The sequence below is a fragment of the Dialister succinatiphilus genome (assembly GCF_928721695.1).
Taxonomy (GTDB): domain Bacteria; phylum Bacillota; class Negativicutes; order Veillonellales; family Dialisteraceae; genus Dialister; species Dialister succinatiphilus.
In genome coordinates, this window is sequence record NZ_OV788641.1 from 1256227 (window position 1) to 1275535 (window position 19309).

Annotated in this window: 18 protein-coding genes and 4 riboswitches; all 18 genes read left to right on the forward strand. The window is 50.7% G+C overall.

All coding sequences use genetic code 11. The features are described 5' to 3' along the window. Nucleotides 1-57 precede the first annotated feature (57 nt). The 18 genes from NW747_RS05160 (at nt 58) to NW747_RS05245 (ending at nt 19172) form a co-directional block, all read left to right on the forward strand. The gene (locus NW747_RS05160; protein ID WP_008860285.1) at nt 58-309 is read left to right on the forward strand and encodes a L7Ae/L30e/S12e/Gadd45 family ribosomal protein; all 252 of its coding nucleotides are present in this window, start codon (nt 58-60) and stop codon (nt 307-309) included. 67 nt (nt 310-376) lie between these two features. Beyond that, the gene (rpsL, locus tag NW747_RS05165; RefSeq protein ID WP_008860286.1) at nt 377-751 is read left to right on the forward strand and encodes a 30S ribosomal protein S12; all 375 of its coding nucleotides are present in this window, start codon (nt 377-379) and stop codon (nt 749-751) included. A gap of 60 nt (nt 752-811) precedes the next feature. Next, nucleotides 812-1282: a 30S ribosomal protein S7 gene (gene rpsG, locus NW747_RS05170; protein WP_008860287.1), complete on the forward strand. Its 471-nt coding sequence runs from the start codon at nt 812-814 to the stop codon at nt 1280-1282. 21 nt (nt 1283-1303) lie between these two features. Next, entirely contained in the window at nt 1304-3382 is a 2079-nt protein-coding gene (gene fusA / locus NW747_RS05175) for an elongation factor G (protein ID WP_273095378.1), read from the forward strand. A gap of 19 nt (nt 3383-3401) precedes the next feature. After that, nucleotides 3402-4589 (forward strand): elongation factor Tu, encoded by a 1188-nt coding sequence (gene tuf, locus NW747_RS05180; protein WP_273185634.1) that lies wholly within the window; start codon nt 3402-3404, stop codon nt 4587-4589. A 440-nt stretch (nt 4590-5029) separates the two neighbouring features. Then, nucleotides 5030-5797, forward strand: coding sequence for a hypothetical protein (locus tag NW747_RS05185; protein ID WP_273185637.1), 768 nt, complete (start codon nt 5030-5032; stop codon nt 5795-5797). Beyond that, on the forward strand, nt 5794-6606 hold the full coding sequence (locus tag NW747_RS05190; protein WP_273185639.1) for a hypothetical protein: 813 nt from the start codon (nt 5794-5796) through the stop codon (nt 6604-6606). Before NW747_RS05185 ends, NW747_RS05190 begins: the two co-directional genes overlap by 4 nt. Nucleotides 6607-6726: 120 nt before the next feature. After that, complete coding sequence (locus tag NW747_RS05195) at nt 6727-7776, forward strand: asparaginase (protein ID WP_273185642.1); 1050 nt, start codon at nt 6727-6729, stop codon at nt 7774-7776. A gap of 165 nt (nt 7777-7941) precedes the next feature. After that, nucleotides 7942-8112, forward strand: a riboswitch (cobalamin riboswitch). 100 nt (nt 8113-8212) lie between these two features. After that, a riboswitch (cobalamin riboswitch) is annotated at nt 8213-8388 on the forward strand. A 719-nt stretch (nt 8389-9107) separates the two neighbouring features. Next, nucleotides 9108-9653 carry a glutathione peroxidase gene (locus NW747_RS05200; protein ID WP_273185643.1) on the forward strand — a complete coding sequence of 182 codons (546 nt, stop codon included), beginning with the start codon at nt 9108-9110 and terminating at the stop codon, nt 9651-9653. A gap of 234 nt (nt 9654-9887) precedes the next feature. Beyond that, nucleotides 9888-11351 (forward strand): ISLre2 family transposase, encoded by a 1464-nt coding sequence (locus NW747_RS05205; RefSeq protein ID WP_273185646.1) that lies wholly within the window; start codon nt 9888-9890, stop codon nt 11349-11351. 124 nt (nt 11352-11475) lie between these two features. Further along, nucleotides 11476-11646: riboswitch (cobalamin riboswitch) on the forward strand. Nucleotides 11647-11746: 100 nt separating this feature from the next. Next, nucleotides 11747-11922: riboswitch (cobalamin riboswitch) on the forward strand. Between the two features lie 719 nt (nt 11923-12641). Next, nucleotides 12642-13187 carry a glutathione peroxidase gene (locus NW747_RS05210; RefSeq protein WP_273185643.1) on the forward strand — a complete coding sequence of 182 codons (546 nt, stop codon included), beginning with the start codon at nt 12642-12644 and terminating at the stop codon, nt 13185-13187. Between the two features lie 202 nt (nt 13188-13389). Then, nucleotides 13390-14151, forward strand: a complete 762-nt coding sequence (locus NW747_RS05215; protein WP_273185648.1) for an HAD-IIB family hydrolase — start codon at nt 13390-13392, stop codon at nt 14149-14151. 35 nt (nt 14152-14186) lie between these two features. After that, nucleotides 14187-14579 (forward strand): HI0074 family nucleotidyltransferase substrate-binding subunit, encoded by a 393-nt coding sequence (locus NW747_RS05220; RefSeq protein ID WP_273185650.1) that lies wholly within the window; start codon nt 14187-14189, stop codon nt 14577-14579. Nucleotides 14580-14850: 271 nt separating this feature from the next. Beyond that, nucleotides 14851-15735, forward strand: coding sequence for an energy-coupling factor transporter ATPase (locus tag NW747_RS05225; protein ID WP_050805729.1), 885 nt, complete (start codon nt 14851-14853; stop codon nt 15733-15735). Then, on the forward strand, nt 15711-16577 hold the full coding sequence (locus tag NW747_RS05230) for an energy-coupling factor transporter ATPase (protein ID WP_008860298.1): 867 nt from the start codon (nt 15711-15713) through the stop codon (nt 16575-16577). The genes NW747_RS05225 and NW747_RS05230 overlap by 25 nt, the downstream gene beginning before the upstream one ends. Further along, complete coding sequence (locus tag NW747_RS05235; protein WP_008860299.1) at nt 16571-17374, forward strand: energy-coupling factor transporter transmembrane component T family protein; 804 nt, start codon at nt 16571-16573, stop codon at nt 17372-17374. Before NW747_RS05230 ends, NW747_RS05235 begins: the two co-directional genes overlap by 7 nt. Nucleotides 17375-17416: 42 nt before the next feature. Then, the gene (gene truA, locus NW747_RS05240) at nt 17417-18214 is read left to right on the forward strand and encodes a tRNA pseudouridine(38-40) synthase TruA (protein ID WP_273188275.1); all 798 of its coding nucleotides are present in this window, start codon (nt 17417-17419) and stop codon (nt 18212-18214) included. 178 nt (nt 18215-18392) lie between these two features. After that, the gene (locus tag NW747_RS05245; protein WP_273185655.1) at nt 18393-19172 is read left to right on the forward strand and encodes a TetR/AcrR family transcriptional regulator; all 780 of its coding nucleotides are present in this window, start codon (nt 18393-18395) and stop codon (nt 19170-19172) included. The last annotated feature ends 137 nt before the right edge of the window (nt 19173-19309 follow it).

Genomic DNA, 19309 nt, shown 5'->3' on the forward strand with positions numbered 1-19309 from the left:
AATGATATAATTCCAATGTTGCGTGGATTTAGTGTGCTGCAAAGCAGGTGAGAATGAATGACACTGGAAGAATTGAAATCCGGCACATTTGTAGTCGGAATGAAAGAAACTGAGCGGGCCATTGAGAAGCAGGAAGCGGCATGCGTTTTTATTGCCTCGGACTGCGATGAAAGAATTTCACGTCCCCTCATGGAAGCCTGCCAGTCGTCAGGAATTCCTGTGGAACAGGGATTCACTAAAAAAGAAATAGGCCGTGCCTGCGGTATCAAAGTAAAAGCCGCATCCGCTGCTCTTCTTACATCCCGGTAATATCTTTCGGGGCTATGCCCTGGAGGATCAATTATAAATTTACTTTTGAAGAAAGGAGGTGCCCATTTTGCCGACAATTAATCAGCTGGTTCGTAAAGGCCGCCAGACTCTGGCTACCAAAGCGAAGACCCCGGCTCTGAAACAGTCCCCACAGAAACGTGGTGTCTGCACCAGAGTTTACACAGCTACCCCGAAGAAGCCAAACTCTGCTCTTCGTAAAGTAGCCCGTGTACGCCTGACCAACGGAATCGAAGTTTCTGCTTACATTCCTGGTGAAGGCCATAACCTGCAGGAACACTCCGTCGTCCTCATCAGAGGCGGCCGTGTTAAGGATCTTCCAGGCGTTCGTTACCACATTATCCGCGGCGCACTCGATACCGTAGGTGTATCCGGTCGTCAGCAGGGCCGTTCCAAATACGGCGCTAAGCGCGAAAAGAAATAATTCATTCGTATTCATTAACTAATGTGACTAACAAAGAACGTTTTAAGGAGGAAATTAACAATGCCGAGAAAAGGTGCTGTTCCGAAACGTGACGTGCTGCCGGATCCCGTGTATGGAAATAAGACAGTAACCCGTTTCATCAACAAGGTTATGCTGGATGGCAAAAAGGGTGTCGCTGAAAAAATCGTTTATGGCGCATTTGACATCTGCCACAGCAAGCTGAACAAAGAACCAATCGAAATTTTCGAACAGGCTCTCAATAATGTTATGCCGGTTCTGGAAGTACGTGCCCGCCGTGTAGGCGGCGCCAACTACCAGGTGCCGGTTGAAGTCAGAGCAGACCGTCGTCTGACTCTGGGTATCCGCTGGATGGTCAACTATGCCCGCCAGCGCAGCGAACGTACCATGGAAGAACGTCTGGCAGGAGAACTGATGGATGCTTTCAACAATACGGGCGCAGCAGTAAAGAAGAAAGAAGATACTCATAAAATGGCTGAAGCCAACAAGGCTTTTGCTCATTATCGCTGGTAATTTTAATAAGGAGAAACAATCGTGGGCAGAGAATTTCCGCTTGAAAAAACAAGAAACATCGGCATCATGGCACACATTGATGCAGGTAAGACAACAACCACGGAACGAATCCTGTATTATACCGGTGTAAACCATAAGATCGGCGAAGTTCATGATGGCGCTGCCACCATGGACTGGATGGCTCAGGAACAGGAACGCGGTATTACCATTACATCTGCTGCTACCACCTGCCACTGGAAAGGCTATCGTGTCAACATCATCGATACCCCAGGGCACGTAGACTTCACTGTAGAAGTTGAACGTTCCCTTCGCGTACTGGATGGCTCCGTAGCTGTATTCAGTGCTAAAGACGGCGTTCAGACCCAGTCTGAAACCGTTTGGAGACAGGCAGATCACTACCATGTTCCCCGTATTGCATTCATCAACAAGATGGATACAGTAGGTGCAGATTTCCTGCATGCAGTCAAGACCATCGACACCCGTCTTCATGCCAAAGCTGTTGCTATGCAGCTCCCAATCGGCGCACAGGATACCTTCAAGGGCATCATCGATCTGCTGACCAGGGAAGCTGAAATCTACGACAGCGATGACGGCAAAGAATATCATAAGGAACCTGTTTCCGATGATATGAAAGACATGGTAGAAGAATACCGTGAAAAGATTATCGAAGCTGCTTGCGACGGCGACGATGAACTGGCTGAAAAGTACCTGGAAGGCGAAGACATTTCCATTGAAGAAATCAAAGCTTCCATCCGTAAACAGGTACTGGCATGCAAGCTCTTCCCCGTATTCTGCGGCTCCGCATACAAGAACAAAGGTATCCAGATGCTTCTGGATGCTGTCCTTGATTACCTCCCGTCCCCGCTGGATATTCCTCCGGTTAAAGGCACTTCCCTGGACGGCGAAGAAGAAGAACGCCCGGTATCCGACAGCGCTCCGCTGGCAGCCCTGGCATTCAAGATCATGGCAGATCCATTCGTTGGCAAACTGGCATACTTCCGCGTATATTCCGGCGAAATGCACCAGGGCACTTACGTTCTCAACTCCACCAAGGACAAGAAAGAACGCGTAGGCCGTATCCTTCTGATGCATGCTAACCACCGTAAGGAAATCGATGTAGCTTACACCGGCGACATTGCCGCTGCAGTAGGCTTCAAGGATGTTACCACCGGCGATACACTCTGCGACCCGGACAACCCGATCATCCTTGAAAAGATGGAATTCCCGGATCCCGTTATTTCCGTTGCTGTTGAACCGAAGACCAAAGCTGACCAGGAAAAGATGGGCAACGCCCTCCAGAGACTGGCAGAAGAAGATCCGACCTTCAGAGTACACACCGATCCGGAAACCAACCAGACCATCATTTCCGGTATGGGCGAACTTCATCTGGACATCATCGTCGACCGTATGCGTCGTGAATTCAATGTAGACTGCACCGTAGGCAAACCTCAGGTTGCTTATCGTGAAACCATCCGCAAATCTGTTGAATCTGAAGGCAAATTCATTCGTCAGACCGGCGGTCATGGTCAGTACGGCCACTGCTGGCTCCGTCTTGAACCGATGGAAGCAGGCAAGGGCTTCGAATTCGATAACGAAGTCGTTGGCGGCGTGATTCCTAAGGAATTCATCAACCCGATTCAGGCCGGCGTCGAAGCTGCTATGCAGGACGGCGTTGTAGCAGGATATCCGATGGTTGATATCAAAGTTACCGTATACGACGGTTCCTATCATGATGTCGACTCCTCCGAAATGGCCTTCAAAGTTGCAGGTTCCATGGCATTCAAAGACGGTGCCAAGAAAGCAGATCCTGTCCTCCTCGAACCATATATGAGCGTAGAAGTCGATGTTCCGGAAGATTACATGGGCGACGTTATCGGCGGCCTCAACTCCCGCCGTGGCCGCATCGAAGGCATGGAAACAGAAAACGGCGAATCCAGAATCAAAGGCTTCGTTCCGCTGTCTGAAATGTTCGGTTATGCAACCGCTCTCCGCAGCTCCACCCAGGGCCGTGGCACCTTCACCATGACATTCGACCACTATGAAGAAGTTCCGAAGGCTATTTCCCAGAAAATTACGGAAGAAAGACTCGGAAATAAATAATTTTTAAGGAGAAACCAAAATGGCAAAAGCTCATTACGAAAGAACAAAGCCGCATGTTAACATCGGCACCATCGGCCACGTAGATCACGGCAAAACAACCCTGACCGCTGCTATTACCAAAGTACTGGCTGAAGAAGGCAAAGCTAACTTCCTCGACTATGCTTCCATTGATAAAGCACCGGAAGAAAGAGCTCGTGGTATCACAATCAACACCTCCACCGTTGAATATGAAACCGAAAACCGTCACTATGCACACGTTGACTGCCCAGGGCACGCTGACTATGTAAAGAACATGATCACCGGCGCAGCTCAGATGGACGGCGCTATCCTCGTTGTATCCGCAGCTGACGGCCCCATGCCCCAGACCCGTGAACACATCCTCCTGGCTAAACAGGTAGGCGTTCCGGCTATCGTAGTATTCCTGAACAAAGCTGACCAGGTCGATGATCCCGAACTGATCGACCTCGTTGAAATGGAAATCAGAGATCTCCTCTCCTCCTACGACTATCCGGGCGATGATGTGCCGATTATCGTTGGCTCCGCTCTCGGCGCTCTTAACGGCAATAAAGAAGATGAACAGAAGATTCGCGACCTCATGAAGGCTGTTGACGAATACATCCCGACTCCTCAGCGCGATACCGATAAACCGTTCCTGATGCCTGTCGAAGACGTATTCACCATCACCGGCCGTGGCACCGTTGCTACCGGCAGAGTAGAACGCGGCACCGTTAAAGTAGGCGATGCAGCTGAAATCGTCGGCCTCCAGGATAAACCGACCGAAACCGTTGTAACCGGCGTAGAAATGTTCAGAAAGACTCTGGACCAGGCTATGGCAGGCGACAACATCGGCACCCTGCTCCGCGGCATTGACCGTAAGGACATCGTTCGCGGCCAGGTTCTTGCTAAACCGGGCACCGTTCATCCCCATACCGAATTCACCGCTCAGGTGTATGTACTGACCAAAGATGAAGGCGGCCGTCATACCCCGTTCTTCAACGGCTATCGTCCGCAGTTCTTCTTCAGAACCACCGACGTAACCGGCGACATCACCCTGCCGGAAGGCACCGAAATGTGCATGCCTGGCGATAATGTCGAAATGGCTGTTAAGCTCATCACCCCGATCGCTATGGAAGAAGGCCAGCGTTTCGCTATCCGCGAAGGCGGCCGTACCGTTGGCGCAGGCGTTGTAGCTAAGATTGCAAAATAATCTTTTGCCACTCTAAAAGAACTCCCTTTACGGGAGTTCTTTTTTGTTGACAGGTTTCCCGTTCGTCATGGGGTTGTTGCATATCATCCCTGCTGTAACCCCTTGGCCACCGGTTTCCTGCTCGGCATGGGACCAATGCGTGACATGCCAGTGGGAAACCCTTCGCCAACAGTTTCCCGTCCGTCATGGGACCACTGCGTAACAATCCCACAGGAAACCTTCGCCAACAGTTTCCTGTCCGTCATGGAACCACTGCGTAACAATCCCACAGGAAACCTTTGCCAACAGTTTCCTGTCCGTCATGGGACCACTGTGCATCACACCCACAGGAAACCATCCCGCTGCTTCAGCGGCCCGGGAATTGCCATAGTCACGGGCCCCTGTAAAATGCTATAATATTTTTAATAACTCTGCATTGATTAAAGGAAAGGTGAAAATATATGAAAATGAAAAAGTGGCTGGCTGTTTCCATGACTACTCTGGCTATGGCTGCCGGTACCATGGCGGTGTCTGCCGATTCTCTGACCCTGTCCGGCGGAGAAGTGCTGGATATGGGGTCCTCTGTTTCCGTATATCCCGGAGAAAGGTCTTTCTTTGGAAGTCAGCTTCATGACTGGCTGCTGGAAGGGAATGCGGCAAAGACCGTGGAGGCGGCGCTGGAAGGGGCAAAGATGTTTCCCAAAGACAAGGATTACTCCAGAGAATTTTCGGAAATGGCTGTTTCCATCCTCCGCACCGGAAAGGTGTACCAGGTGAGGGCACAGGCCGACGATACCTTTTATCAGGGCATGATGGTCTCCCTTTCCGTTTCGGACAGCGATATGTTGAAACTGGCCCTTTATGGGAAGGAGGCTCTGGCAGACCGGAATGAAGGGGAGAAGATAGCGGATGTTAAGGCGGCTTCTTCTGAAAAAGCCGAAGCATCGGAAAACTCGCTGGACCGGGCCCTTACCCTTCTGCACGGTGCGGTGAAGGTGGAAGACCACTCTTCCTGGGAAGACAGAAAGTCTGAGAAAGGCCTTGCTTACCGCACTGCCGATGCAAGGGCAGTCATCACCAGAAACGGGTTCATGATTCCTCTCTACGTGAAAGGAATTATTACCAGAGGAGAAGGGAAGACAGTGTATACCCTCTTTGCCGCAGACCAGGCATCGGGCCGCTATTTCCAGCCCCTTCTGGATAAAGCGCTGAAGGAAGCAGGGAAATGAACATCAAGAAAACAGCAGCGCTCCTTGCCCTTCCATTCATGATGGCAGCAGGCAGCGTCATGGCGGCAGATCTTCCTGCCGCCGGCAGCGGCGCCATGGGAGAGATGAATGCTCTGGCTCCGGTCTTCCCAGGGGTGGGGCCGGTGATAGAAGGAACGGCGCCTTTGGCTGATTCTGTCAAAGCGGCAGCCCCTGTGCCGGTTTCGGAAATGGGAGACTTGTTTCTGAACCATGTATCTATGCCCAAAAACGTGCATTACGAACCTCTGGGCCGGGGGGACTCTGCCATAGCCCGTCACCTGGGCATGATGACGGTGAAAGGGAAGACCTATACTGCCGGCGCCGTGGCTCTGGGAGCCACCTTCAAAGGGAAGGAGTCCGATGAATTCTTCGGCGGCATGTTCCTCCCCCGGGGCCATACCCGGGAGGCAGGCGGACGGATGCTGGCCTTTAATATGGGCCTCCTGAAGCTGGAAAGTGCCATGAATGAAGTATTCCTCCAGGCAGTGGATGAGGCGAGAAGGGAGACGGGAGAAGAGCTTCCCTATAATTTCCTGACAGTGGACATGGTCCATGTGGAACAGCTTCACAGCCTGAAAGGGAGTCCCAAAACCTACAGCTTTTCCATTCGTCCTGCTTTTTCTGCCGACGGCTTTCTCCTTCCCCTCTTTATCCGGGGCTTTGCCTCCAAGGTGGGAGACAGCTACCGCTTCCTCTTTCTGGCAGCGCCGGACAGTCAAAAGGATATGGTCAGTGAAGCAGGACTTTCCCTTATGAAACGGCGGGAAGAAAAGAATATACAGAAATAAGAAAAGGACTGTGAAAAAATGTAAATCATTTCTTCACAGCCTTTTTTCGACTCCCTTTCGGCGCTGCCGGGACAGGAGTAAAATGATATAATTGACATAAATAATGACAGGAGGTATACCATGATTTTTTTCATGATTCTGCTGATTTCCCTGCTTCTTTTGGTTCCCCTTTCCTCGGTGAGGGCAGAGAGGAAACCGTCGGTCCATCTGCTGGCTACCGGCGGCACCATTGCAGGGAAGGCCGCTTCCGAAACAGCTACCACCGGCTATGAGGCCGGCGCCCTGGGAGTAAAGGATTTACTGGGGAGCCTGCCGGAGGCCCAAAACTTCGCCCAGGTGACGGGAGAGGAGATATCCTCCATAGACAGCAAGGATATGACCGATGATATCTGGTTTTCTCTGGCAGAAAGGGCCAATGAGCTGGAGGGGGAAACCGATGGCCTTGTGGTCATTCATGGTACCGATACTATGGAAGAGACGGCCTGGTTTCTCCAGCTGACCGTGAAGCCCTCCATTCCCCTGGTGCTTACAGGGGCCATGCGTCCTGCCACCGCTGTCAGCGCAGACGGGCCCATGAACCTGCTGAATGCCATCCGTCTGGCAGCCCATCCATCCGCCCAGGGAAAAGGGGTGCTGGTCATGATGAATGATACCATCTTTTCCGCCAGAAATGTGACAAAGGGAAATACCCTTTCCCTTGACACCTTCCGCTCCCCCGACGGCCCCCTGGGCTATATGAATGACGGGCATCCCTGCTGGTGCGCCCTGCCAGTGCATGTGCCCAAGGGAGAGGCACCTTTTGATGTGAAGGGGCTCCATCGCCTTCCCCGGGTGTATATCATCTACGGCCATGCCGGTGCCGATGGTGCCATGGTGCGGGCGGCTGTGTCCGCCGGCGCCGAAGGCCTTGTTTATGCAGGCTGCGGAAACGGCAGCATTCACAGGGAAGACGAAAGGGAGCTGGCCAAGGTGGCATCCCAGGGCATTCCGGTGGTGAGAAGCTCCCATGCCGGAAGCGGTTCTGTCATTTCCGCAGAAGCCTCCTATGAAGAGGAAGGCTTTATCCGCAGCGGATCCCTGTCTCCCCAGAAAGCTCGGATTCTTCTCCAGCTTTCTCTCTCAAAGACAGGAGACTTCAGGGACATACAGAAGATTTTTGATAGATATTAAAGAAGCGCATGAATCAGTACGTCCCGGGCATCCCTTTTGGCAAAATCATGCTTTCTGGTGCAAAGACAGGCTAGGATGCCCTCGCCTATTGCGGAACCGGCCTGTTTCGTACCATGTCGCAAAATCTATTTGACAACAGCTATCAAGAGTGATACTATAATGACAACCGAATATGAAAAGAAAGGTGCCCTGAGGGCTTAATAGGGAAGACCGGTGAAAAGCCGGCACGGTCCCGCCACTGTAATGCGGAGCGAATCCAATGATGTCACTGAGAAATCGGGAAGACGGATAGCGAGGAAGCAGAGTCAGGAGAACTGCCTGTCTTATATCACCGTTTGAACCCACGAGCGATGGGAAGGGGATGTCATATGGATGTCTCTTTGCCTTGGGTAAAGAGCTTTTTTCATGGGTTGAACATTCGGTTATTGAGGAGCACAATTTCATAAGTAAAGCAGGTGCCCTGAAGGGCTTAATAGGGAAGACCGGTGAAAAACCGGCACGGTCCCGCCACTGTAATGCAGAGCAAATCCAACAGAAGTCACTGAGGAAATTGGGAAGGCTGGAGAAGCGAGGAAGCAGAGTCAGGAGAACTGCCTGTTTTGTATCACCGTTTGACCTACGAGCGATGGGAAGGTGTGTATTCATAAAGCCGATTTCTTTGGCCTGCCTTGAATCCACCTTGTCTGCAAGGTGGATTTTCTTTTGCATACCCGCCGGGAGATGATGACAGGGAACATCATTCTCCCGGAAATCTTCCCACCCTCTATCATTCGATGTAACGCCTGAAGAAGGCTTTACATATACCTGTGGGGATCTCTCCATGGTTCATCTCCTTTCGGGTGATGGCGGTAAAAGGGAAATATCATCATCACCCACCCCGTTTACCATACCTTCTTTATGAAGTTCCTATATATCGGGTGCTTCGGCACCACTCTGATACAGGGGGCTGCCCCCTGAGATTCATCTCCCTTTGGCGATGGTCATAAAAGGGAAATATGATCATCGCTCCTTTTTTACCATCCCTTCCTCCGGGAAGTCCTCATAAACCGGTGCGGCGCACCGGAAAGGCTCTGCCATACGCCTTCGGTGAAAGGCAGATGGCCTGTCATTTGGGTAATAGCATTCCGTAAGGATGTTATTATACAGGTTCTCATAGGAGCGCACTGCTCCAACCCCTTTTGAAGCGGCTCGGTGTCGCTTCTTTTTTTGCTTGCATTATTCGATGGAATTCGATATAATAGAACCATAAGATAGATAAATATAGTTTTACTTAGAAATGGATTAGCCGGCGGCGCCGCCGCCTGTAGGGCATGAGAGCCCGGGAGGTTTATATGAACGTATACGATTTCAAAGCAGTGAACGGAAAAGGCCAGGAAGTTTCCCTGTCCGACTACAAAGGCAAAGTTCTTCTCATTGTCAATACAGCCAGCAAGTGCGGCTTTACGCCCCAGTTTGAGGGACTGGAAAAACTGTACAATGCCTACAAGGACAGGGGCTTTGTAGTGCTGGGCTTCCCCTGCAACCAGTTTGCAGAGCAGGATCCCGGAAGCGACGGGGAAATTCAGGAATTCTGCCGCCTGAACTACGGCGTCACATTCCCCATGTTCCGCAAGGGTGATGTAAGGGGAGACAGTGCACAGCCCCTTTTCAAATACCTGACAAAGGAAAAGGGATTCAAGGGTCTTGACATGGACCATCCCAATGCCAAAGTCCTTCTGGATTTCATCAAAAAGAATTATCCCCATTTCCTGGATGATGATTCCATTAAATGGAATTTCACCAAGTTCCTTATCGACAGGAAGGGACAGGTAGTAGAACGGTTTGAACCCACCAAAACACCGGAAGCCATAGCACCGGAAATCGAAAAACTGCTGTAACAGTCATTGAAAAAGGACAGTGAAGGATTTTCTTCACTGTCCTTTTTTGCTGGTGCCCGTAGAGAGCCGCTGCCTTAAGACGCCGAGCACCGCAGGACTCTTCATTTTGCCTTAGTGTAAAATTTTACTCGGTAAGGGAATTTTTCCAGAAACAATAAAAGAGGAAAGCCTCCCCTTGAGTGGAAATGTTATAATTTCCGTGGCAAAGAATAAAACAAAGAAAGGGCTTTCCTCATGGATATTATAACAAAAACTGGAGAAATTTGGAGTGAAAATGCAATAGGAGCAGTCATTTCTATCATCAAGGAATCTGATGATTCTATTGAGTCTGAAAGGAAGCTAACTCATTGGCTCGAAGAAATGAACTGTCAGCTTATAGCTATGGCTCTGGAGCGTATTGATGCCGAGCTGTATCAGATTTACAAGGCACAGAGGTGGCGTGTAGCGCGCCGGGACTCCCGGACGATTTACTGTCGCTATGGAGAGCTGACCTATACCCGAAGACTTCTGCAGAAAGATGGGAAGAGCTTCTATCCCCTGGACCGCAAAATGGGCTTTGAACCCAGAAAGCACTACAGCCTGGGAATGATTGAGCGGATTGTCGAGGCTGTCGCAATTACCACATCTCGAAGTGCCAGCGAACTCCTGCAAAGCCTGGCAGGGATTACCATCTCCCATCAGTCCGTTATCTCACTCAAGAATTATGCCGGTAAGAAGGCAAAGGCTTACGAAAAAACATTGGCAGAAGAGGAAAAGGTTGAAAAGCCGACACAGCCGGAAATTATAGCGATTGAAGGAGATGGAATTGTACTCAAGAACAAGGAGAAAGGCGGCGTTTCGGAAGTGCACCGCCTCCAGGTATATGAGGGAGTCAGGAAAAATGGCAACAGGACAGAACTGGTAGGACTTCGCTGCTTTGCATCTACCAGCAGAAAAGAACTTTTTGCAATGGTAAGAAGCTATCTGCTTGGGCACTATGACCTGTCTAAGACCACAGTGCTGTCGAATGGGGATGGAGGGTCCGGATACCAGTTTCAGGACTTTGAGCGAATAGTAGAAGGCTGCCTAGATCACCAGCACTTCCGCGACTGCTATCATGTGCATGAAAAGATCCGGACCCGGCTCAGCTTCTGCAACAGGAAACTGATAGACCGTATTATCCGAGAACTTCACCAGACCGACGATATTATGAAACAGATTCCCGTATGGATGGATACTGCCCGGAGCTGCGCCCGAACAGAGGCGGATTTAGAGGAGGTAGACAAGCTGCAGAGCTATCTGGAGAGAAATGCCCCCTATATCCCCAGCCTAAGTCAGCGCGGCATCCATACAGAGATTCATCTGGGGACTGCAGAAACAAATCACCGGTTCTACAGCTATCGCATGAAGCGGCAGGGACGGAGCTGGTCCAGCGAGGGAATGGAGTGTATGGTTTGGGTATTAACCGCCCGGAAGAATAAAACACTTACAGCAGCTCTCCTGTACCATGCTAATGGGAAAAGCTACAAAAAGATGGATAGAGCCATGCACAAGGCTGCGGTGCAGGCAGAGCGTAAAATCGCCCAGAATGTCCGGAGTGAGGTGCAGAAGCGCAAAATGAGAAACTATAGGCCAGGATGCCTGGAGGGGCGTATAGGCGTTTATGGAGCTTCTTCTTCACCAATGGGGAGACTGGCCAGAGCTATACAGAAATACTGATAAAACCGAAGCCACGGAGATAGTAATTATCGACAGTCAAATGAATTACCGAGGAAAACTTGACACTTACCCATGTCGCAAAATCTATTTGACAACAGCTATCAAGAGTGATACTATAATGACAACCGAATATGAAAAGAAAGGTGCCCTGAGGGCTTAATAGGGAAGACCGGTGAAAAGCCGGCACGGTCCCGCCACTGTAATGCGGAGCGAATCCAATGATGTCACTGAGAAATCGGGAAGACGGATAGCGAGGAAGCAGAGTCAGGAGAACTGCCTGTCTTATATCACCGTTTGAACCCACGAGCGATGGGAAGGGGATGTCATATGGATGTCTCTTTGCCTTGGGTAAAGAGCTTTTTTCATGGGTTGAACATTCGGTTATTGAGGAGCACAATTTCATAAGTAAAGCAGGTGCCCTGAAGGGCTTAATAGGGAAGACCGGTGAAAAACCGGCACGGTCCCGCCACTGTAATGCAGAGCAAATCCAACAGAAGTCACTGAGGAAATTGGGAAGGCTGGAGAAGCGAGGAAGCAGAGTCAGGAGAACTGCCTGTTTTGTATCACCGTTTGACCTACGAGCGATGGGAAGGTGTGTATTCATAAAGCCGATTTCTTTGGCCTGCCTTGAATCCACCTTGTCTGCAAGGTGGATTTTCTTTTGCATACCCGCCGGGAGATGATGACAGGGAACATCATTCTCCCGGAAATCTTCCCACCCTCTATCATTCGATGTAACGCCTGAAGAAGGCTTTACATATACCTGTGGGGATCTCTCCATGGTTCATCTCCTTTCGGGTGATGGCGGTAAAAGGGAAATATCATCATCACCCACCCCGTTTACCATACCTTCTTTATGAAGTTCCTATATATCGGGTGCTTCGGCACCACTCTGATACAGGGGGCTGCCCCCTGAGATTCATCTCCCTTTGGCGATGGTCATAAAAGGGAAATATGATCATCGCTCCTTTTTTACCATCCCTTCCTCCGGGAAGTCCTCATAAACCGGTGCGGCGCACCGGAAAGGCTCTGCCATACGCCTTCGGTGAAAGGCAGATGGCCTGTCATTTGGGTAATAGCATTCCGTAAGGATGTTATTATACAGGTTCTCATAGGAGCGCACTGCTCCAACCCCTTTTGAAGCGGCTCGGTGTCGCTTCTTTTTTTGCTTGCATTATTCGATGGAATTCGATATAATAGAACCATAAGATAGATAAATATAGTTTTACTTAGAAATGGATTAGCCGGCGGCGCCGCCGCCTGTAGGGCATGAGAGCCCGGGAGGTTTATATGAACGTATACGATTTCAAAGCAGTGAACGGAAAAGGCCAGGAAGTTTCCCTGTCCGACTACAAAGGCAAAGTTCTTCTCATTGTCAATACAGCCAGCAAGTGCGGCTTTACGCCCCAGTTTGAGGGACTGGAAAAACTGTACAATGCCTACAAGGACAGGGGCTTTGTAGTGCTGGGCTTCCCCTGCAACCAGTTTGCAGAGCAGGATCCCGGAAGCGACGGGGAAATTCAGGAATTCTGCCGCCTGAACTACGGCGTCACATTCCCCATGTTCCGCAAGGGTGATGTAAGGGGAGACAGTGCACAGCCCCTTTTCAAATACCTGACAAAGGAAAAGGGATTCAAGGGTCTTGACATGGACCATCCCAATGCCAAAGTCCTTCTGGATTTCATCAAAAAGAATTATCCCCATTTCCTGGATGATGATTCCATTAAATGGAATTTCACCAAGTTCCTTATCGACAGGAAGGGACAGGTAGTAGAACGGTTTGAACCCACCAAAACACCGGAAGCCATAGCACCGGAAATCGAAAAACTGCTGTAACAGTCATTGAAAAAGGACAGTGAAGGATTTTCTTCACTGTCCTTTTTTGCTGGTGCCCGTAGAGAGCCGCTGCCTTAAGACGCCGAGCACCGCAGGACTCTTCATTTTGCGAACCCTTCATGCCTTAAAGAGCGCGCCCCTTTGAACACTCTTCCTCTTATGGTACTATAAGAAAGGAAATGAAAAGCAAAGGAGGCAGAGGATGAAGAAATATTTCTTTTTTGATATTGATGGTACCCTGACTACGCCGCTGACAGCAGATTATCCGGAAAGCACCAGGGAAGCGGTGAAGGAACTCATCCACCGGGGGCACTTCGTTTCCCTGGCCACCGGCCGCATGCAGGCAGATGCCCTGGAAGTAGCCAGGACCCTGGGTATATCAGCCCTGGTGTCCGATGGCGGCAATGCGGTCACCATTGACGGGAAGATTCTTTATGATGAAGGCCTGCCTCTTTCGGACTGCATCCGTACCCTTTCAGACATTGATGAGGAAAAGCATCCCTGGGCGGCTGCTCCCTATAATAAGAAATACCGCGTTACAAGGACCCCTCTGTATCTGGAAAAAGTCAAAGACCGGTATTATGAAACGGAAGTGGATCCCTCCTTTGACTTCCGCAAAGTCTCTGCCATCCACAAGATTTTTGTGGCCTGCAGCAAACAGGAAAGGGATGACATTCCTCTCTATACGCTGCCCCACGTATGGTTCAGCACGGACACCATGCTCATCGAACCGGTACATAAGGAAAGGGGCATTATGGAAATACAGAAACGGTTCCATATCTCCGATGAAGATATCGTAGTTTTCGGTGACGGCATGAACGACCGCACCATGTTCCGCAGAGAATGGTTCCGCATCGCCATGGGCAACGCCAAACCGGAGCTGAAGGCCCTTGCCAGCTACATCACCGACCGGGCTGATGAAGACGGTATCTACAACGCCTGCCGCCATTTCGGGTGGATCTGAGGTTCCTTGGTAATAGATGAGGGAGACTGTTTTCCATGACAAAGTTTGAGAATTTCAATAAAACGCTGAGAAATCTGGAAGAAATGAATCGTGTGAACCCTCCCTATGATGTGGTCGTTACCGCCGGGCTTTGCTCCCTTTTCGCCCAGTGCTTTGAACAGGCATGGCGCGCCATGAAGGAGTATCTCACGCAGAAGGGATGGAAAGAGGCGGAAACCGCTTCTCCCAGGCAGACATTAAAGATTGCCTCTGAAGCGGGCCTGATTCAGGATGAAGCGAACTGGCTGAAGGCCATGAAAGATAGAAGTCTTGAGCTTTATGTTTTCCGTCAGGAAGTGGCGGACACACTGATTGCAGACACATGCAATATTTTCCTTCCCCTTTTCCGCAACCTGCGGGAGGAGCTGGAAAAGAGATATGGAAATTGAAATGTAAAGGACTGATGCAGGGAGGCGCCTCCATGCATCAGTCCTTTCTTTTTTGCGCGCATTTCCCCGTATTCAAGAAGCAAGAAACGGTCTCCTGCATTTGACCATATCCACATGATTGTAAACAGATAAAACCTCACAAATTGACAAAAGGACTGCCGCTGATTATTATATAAAAGACAGTCTTTTTCATTGACGGAAAAAGGAATTGTCTGTTATCATAAAGTATCATTGTATTTTTGTATTTCTCAGGACATAAGAAAGAGGAAACATGGAGAAAGAAAGTATGAAGGATGAAAAAAAGGGTGGAGACATTCTTTTTGATATCCGTCATTTGACCCATACCTTTGAGACGGAAGAGGGAAAGAAGTTTGATGCCCTCTCCGATGTATCCGCCACCATCAGGAAGGGGTCCTTTACGGCCATCATCGGTACCAACGGCAGCGGCAAGTCCACGCTGGCCCGTCATTTGAACGCCCTGCTTATTCCCACGGATGGGGAAATCTATGTGGAGGGCATGAAGACCTCCGATTTTTCCCATATCTGGGATATTCGCCAGAAGGTGGGCATGGTGTTTCAGAATCCGGACAATCAGCTGGTGGCTGCCATTGTAGAGGAAGATGTGGCCTTTGGTCCGGAGAACCTGGGCATTCCTTCGGAGGAAATCAAAAAACGGGTGGATGTGGCTTTGGAGAAGGTAGGCATGACGGCTTACCGCACCCATTCTCCTGCCATGCTTTCCGGCGGGCAGAAGCAGCGCATCGCCATTGCAGGCATTCTGGCCATGCATCCGGACTGCATCGTGCTGGATGAACCGACAGCCATGCTGGATCCCCATGGCCGTAAAGAGGTTATGGATACGGTACATGAGCTGAATGAAAAGGAAGGCATAACCATTGTGCTCATTACCCATTTCATGGAAGAAGCGGTGACGGCGGACCATGTGATGGTCATTGACAAGGGCCATCTGAGAATGGAAGGAACGGCCAGGGAGGTTTTCTCCCAGGCCGACAAGCTGACGGCCCTGGGCCTGGATGTGCCGGTGGCGGCGGATCTGGCCCATGGACTTCGGAAGAAGGGCTTCCATATACCGGAAGATTGTTTGACAGATGAGGAGCTGGGAGAATCGTTATGTCCATATGCGTCGAAAATGTAAGCTGTGTGTACAGCAAAGGTTCTCCCTTCGAGAAGGTGGCGCTGGAAAATATCAGCCTCACCATTGAAAAGGGAGAATTTATCGGGATTATCGGCCATACGGGCAGCGGAAAATCCACCCTGATCCAGCATCTGAACGGCCTCATCCATCCCACCTCCGGAAAGGTGACCATTGACGGCGTGGACCTGGCAGCCAAGACGAAGGAAGCGGTAGCCAAGCGCCATTCTGTGGGCATGGTTTTCCAGTATCCGGAGCATCAGCTCTTTGAAGAAACCGTGGCCAAAGATATCGCCTTCGGCCCGAAGAATCTGGGCTGCAGTGAAGAGGAAACGGAAAAAAGAGTGAAGAGTGCCATGAAATTTGCAGGCCTTGATTATGATACCTTCGGCGGCCGTTCGCCTTTCCGCCTTTCCGGCGGCCAGCAGCGGCGCGTGGCCATTGCCGGGGTGATTGCCATGCATCCCGATTTCCTTATCCTTGATGAGCCGTCGGCAGGCCTTGACCCCATCGGACGGCGTGAAATTTTCTCCCGTATCCAGAGCTGGTACCAGAAAGGCGTTTTTTCCGTCATCCTGGTATCCCACAACATGGACGACATTGCACGGCTGGCTACCCGCCTGCTGGTGATGCACAAGGGTCATCTGGTGATGGATGGAAAGCCTATGGATATTTTCCTCCACCATCGCAGGGAGCTTCAGGAATGCGGCGTCGATGCACCGCCTTTGACACAGACCCTTCTGTATCTGAAGGAGAAGGGCATTCCGGTGCCGGAGGATGCGAAAACCGTGGAAGAAGCGGTGGATAGAATGAGTCAGATGCTGGGAGGCGGAAAATCATGTTAACAGATATTACCCTCGGCCAGTATTACCCGGGAGATTCTTTCCTGCACCGCATGGACCCCAGAGCCAAGATTCTCTGCACCATGATTTTCATTGTGGCCATTTTCCTGGCCAATAACCTGTGGTCCTACATCCTGGTGGCCGGATTTACTTTCCTGGCCATCGCCCTGTCCGGCGTGCCGGTGTCCCTGATCTGGAAAGCCATCAAGCCTTTGTGGATTATTCTGGTATTCACCATGGGTATCCATGTGCTTACCACACCGGGCAATGAGCTTTTTACCTGGAAATTCATTCATATCAGCCAGGAAGGGATACAAAACGGCCTCATCATGACCCTGCGTCTGGTGTTCCTCATCGCCTTTTCTTCCCTCCTTACCTATACCACCAGCCCCATTGTGCTCACTGACGGTATCGAAGCACTGCTCATGCCTTTCAAACGGTTCGGCGTACCGGCCCATGAGCTGGCCATGATGATGACCATTGCCCTTCGCTTCATTCCTACCCTTCTGGAAGAAACGGACCGTATCATGAAAGCCCAGTCCTCCAGAGGCGCCGATTTCGTAAACGGAAATCTCTGGCAGCGGGCGAAGAACATGGTCCCCCTGCTGGTGCCCCTCTTCATTTCCGCCTTCCGCAGAGCCGACGATCTGGCCACCGCCATGGAAGCCAGATGCTACCGCGGCGGAGAAGGTCGCACCAAAATGCATCAGCTGGCCTATACCTGGAGAGACAGGAATGCGTTCCTGGCAGTGGTATTGGTTACAGCCCTGCTCCTTGGACTGTATATCTATTTCAAATAAAAGAAAGGAAGCCGGGGCAGAGGCCCCGGCTTTTTGAAAACGATGAAAAATATATGGATTACCCTTTCCTATGAAGGCACAAGCTACGGCGGGTTCCAGCGGCAGGAAAACCGCATGACCGTGCAGGAAATGGTGGAAAACTGCCTTCAGTCGCTGACCGGCGTGAAAACTACTCTCTACTTCGTGGCCCGCACTGACGCCGGCGTCCATGCCTACGGCCAGGAATGCACTTTCTACACCGATTCCACCATTCCCGGGGACCGTTTCCTTTACGCCATGAATGCCAGCCTTCCCTATGATATCCGCGTCACCGCCAGCCGGGAGGTGGACATGGACTTTTCCGTAAGAAGGAGAAACTACGGAAAAACCTATGGCTATCTTTTGACGGAAGGAAGGGAAACATCGCCCTTTCTGAAACGGTACATCTGGCGCACCGGGAAGAAGCTGGACCTTTCCCTCATGGAAAAGGCGGCAGAAGTGCTTAAAGGACGTCATGACTTTACCTCCTTCCGCGGCAATAACTCCGTGCCTTCGGACCCGGTGAGGAATATCAATGACATCCGCATCCAAAAGGAAGGCTCCCTCTATCGCATTTACGTAACCGGCGAGGGCTTCCTCTACCACATGGTGCGCAACATAGCCGGGGCCCTGGTGGATGCAGGACGGGGCGCGCTGTCTCCGGAAGACATGACCCGTATCCTTGAAGCCAGGGATCGAAGGAAACTGGGCATCACGGCGCCTGCCGAAGGCCTCTGCCTCCTTCGTGTGTACTTTGCACCCATTACCGGGAAGGATATCGACGAAACCCTGAAGATGCCTCTTTATCCCTGGTGCCTTTGAGAAGATAGCAATGATTTGCGGCAGCTGGCTGCTTTCCGTAGGATGGCAGGAACTGCCGCTTTTTTGAACACTGGGAGCTGAACGGTTCAATCATTTCATCTCTGCTGTTCCAATCGGAAAGAAAATCATATATAATAGAAAGAATGAAACTGTGCAGGTACTCCAGGGGGCGTTCATCATGGAAGCAGGAAAAAAGGAAAAAATAGAAAAGGCGGCCCGCCGCCTTTTCGGGGAAAAGGGATACCATGATACATCCCTTCGGGACATCAGCCGTCAGGCAGGGGTCAGCGTATCATCCATTTCCTATTATTTCGGCACCAAGGAAGAGCTGTATCATACCCTTTTCCCGAAGGAAGAAAAGGAGAAGGCACCGGACAAGAAGGAGCAGATTGAAAATGCAGCCATCCGACTCTTTGCGCTGAAGGGCTATTCTGACGTGTCCATCCGGGATATCGGTAAGGAAGCAGGGGTGAACAGCGCCGCCATTTCCTATTACTTCGGCGGGAAGAAGGAACTCTATGCCGCCATACTGGAACGGGGAAGCGCCCTTCTGGTGGATTTCGTGGAAATGGCTGCCGACGGCACCAGAAAGCCCATGGAAATCATGGAAATGTATTCCCGCTTTTTCTTCCGCCTCATGAAGGAGCATCCCTATATTCTCCGTATCTTTTCCTGGGAAATGATTCATCCCACCGACGTATTCGCCTCCATTGGAAAGGAACGATTCGCCATGGTGCTGGTGGTGCTCCGGGCAGCACTGACGGAGGGCATGGAGGAAGGCATTTTCCGCCATAATCTGAAACCCACGGAGGTCTGCATTTCCTGGGCCGGCATGGTGGCCTATTACTATCTCATGAGTGAAATCAAGAAGCGGTTTGCGGTGAAGGAGGAAATTTCCGAAGCCTCCTACATGGACCAGGCCTTCGACGTGCTCATGAACGGTATCAAGGAGAAATGATGATTTTTATAGATAAAATCTATTGATTACAGTCACCATGAGTTTTATGTCATGAATATATAAAATTTATATTCCCTGGGTCATTAAATCAGAGCCGTATGTATGAAAAAGTATGGAAAATGTAAATTTCTGTCTTG

Coding starts and splice junctions, on each gene's coding strand:
- NW747_RS05195 (WP_273185642.1), top strand. CDS start 6,727: ATGATTTTTTTCATGATTCTGCTGATTTCCCTGCTTCTTTTGGTTCCC.
- truA (WP_273188275.1), top strand. CDS start 17,417: ATGAAAAATATATGGATTACCCTTTCCTATGAAGGCACAAGCTACGGC.
- NW747_RS05160 (WP_008860285.1), top strand. CDS start 58: ATGACACTGGAAGAATTGAAATCCGGCACATTTGTAGTCGGAATGAAA.
- NW747_RS05235 (WP_008860299.1), top strand. CDS start 16,571: ATGTTAACAGATATTACCCTCGGCCAGTATTACCCGGGAGATTCTTTC.
- NW747_RS05225 (WP_050805729.1), top strand. CDS start 14,851: ATGGAGAAAGAAAGTATGAAGGATGAAAAAAAGGGTGGAGACATTCTT.
- NW747_RS05220 (WP_273185650.1), top strand. CDS start 14,187: ATGACAAAGTTTGAGAATTTCAATAAAACGCTGAGAAATCTGGAAGAA.
- NW747_RS05210 (WP_273185643.1), top strand. CDS start 12,642: ATGAACGTATACGATTTCAAAGCAGTGAACGGAAAAGGCCAGGAAGTT.
- rpsG (WP_008860287.1), top strand. CDS start 812: ATGCCGAGAAAAGGTGCTGTTCCGAAACGTGACGTGCTGCCGGATCCC.
- NW747_RS05205 (WP_273185646.1), top strand. CDS start 9,888: ATGGATATTATAACAAAAACTGGAGAAATTTGGAGTGAAAATGCAATA.
- NW747_RS05245 (WP_273185655.1), top strand. CDS start 18,393: ATGGAAGCAGGAAAAAAGGAAAAAATAGAAAAGGCGGCCCGCCGCCTT.
- NW747_RS05215 (WP_273185648.1), top strand. CDS start 13,390: ATGAAGAAATATTTCTTTTTTGATATTGATGGTACCCTGACTACGCCG.
- tuf (WP_273185634.1), top strand. CDS start 3,402: ATGGCAAAAGCTCATTACGAAAGAACAAAGCCGCATGTTAACATCGGC.
- NW747_RS05190 (WP_273185639.1), top strand. CDS start 5,794: ATGAACATCAAGAAAACAGCAGCGCTCCTTGCCCTTCCATTCATGATG.
- NW747_RS05230 (WP_008860298.1), top strand. CDS start 15,711: ATGTCCATATGCGTCGAAAATGTAAGCTGTGTGTACAGCAAAGGTTCT.
- NW747_RS05185 (WP_273185637.1), top strand. CDS start 5,030: ATGAAAATGAAAAAGTGGCTGGCTGTTTCCATGACTACTCTGGCTATG.
- NW747_RS05200 (WP_273185643.1), top strand. CDS start 9,108: ATGAACGTATACGATTTCAAAGCAGTGAACGGAAAAGGCCAGGAAGTT.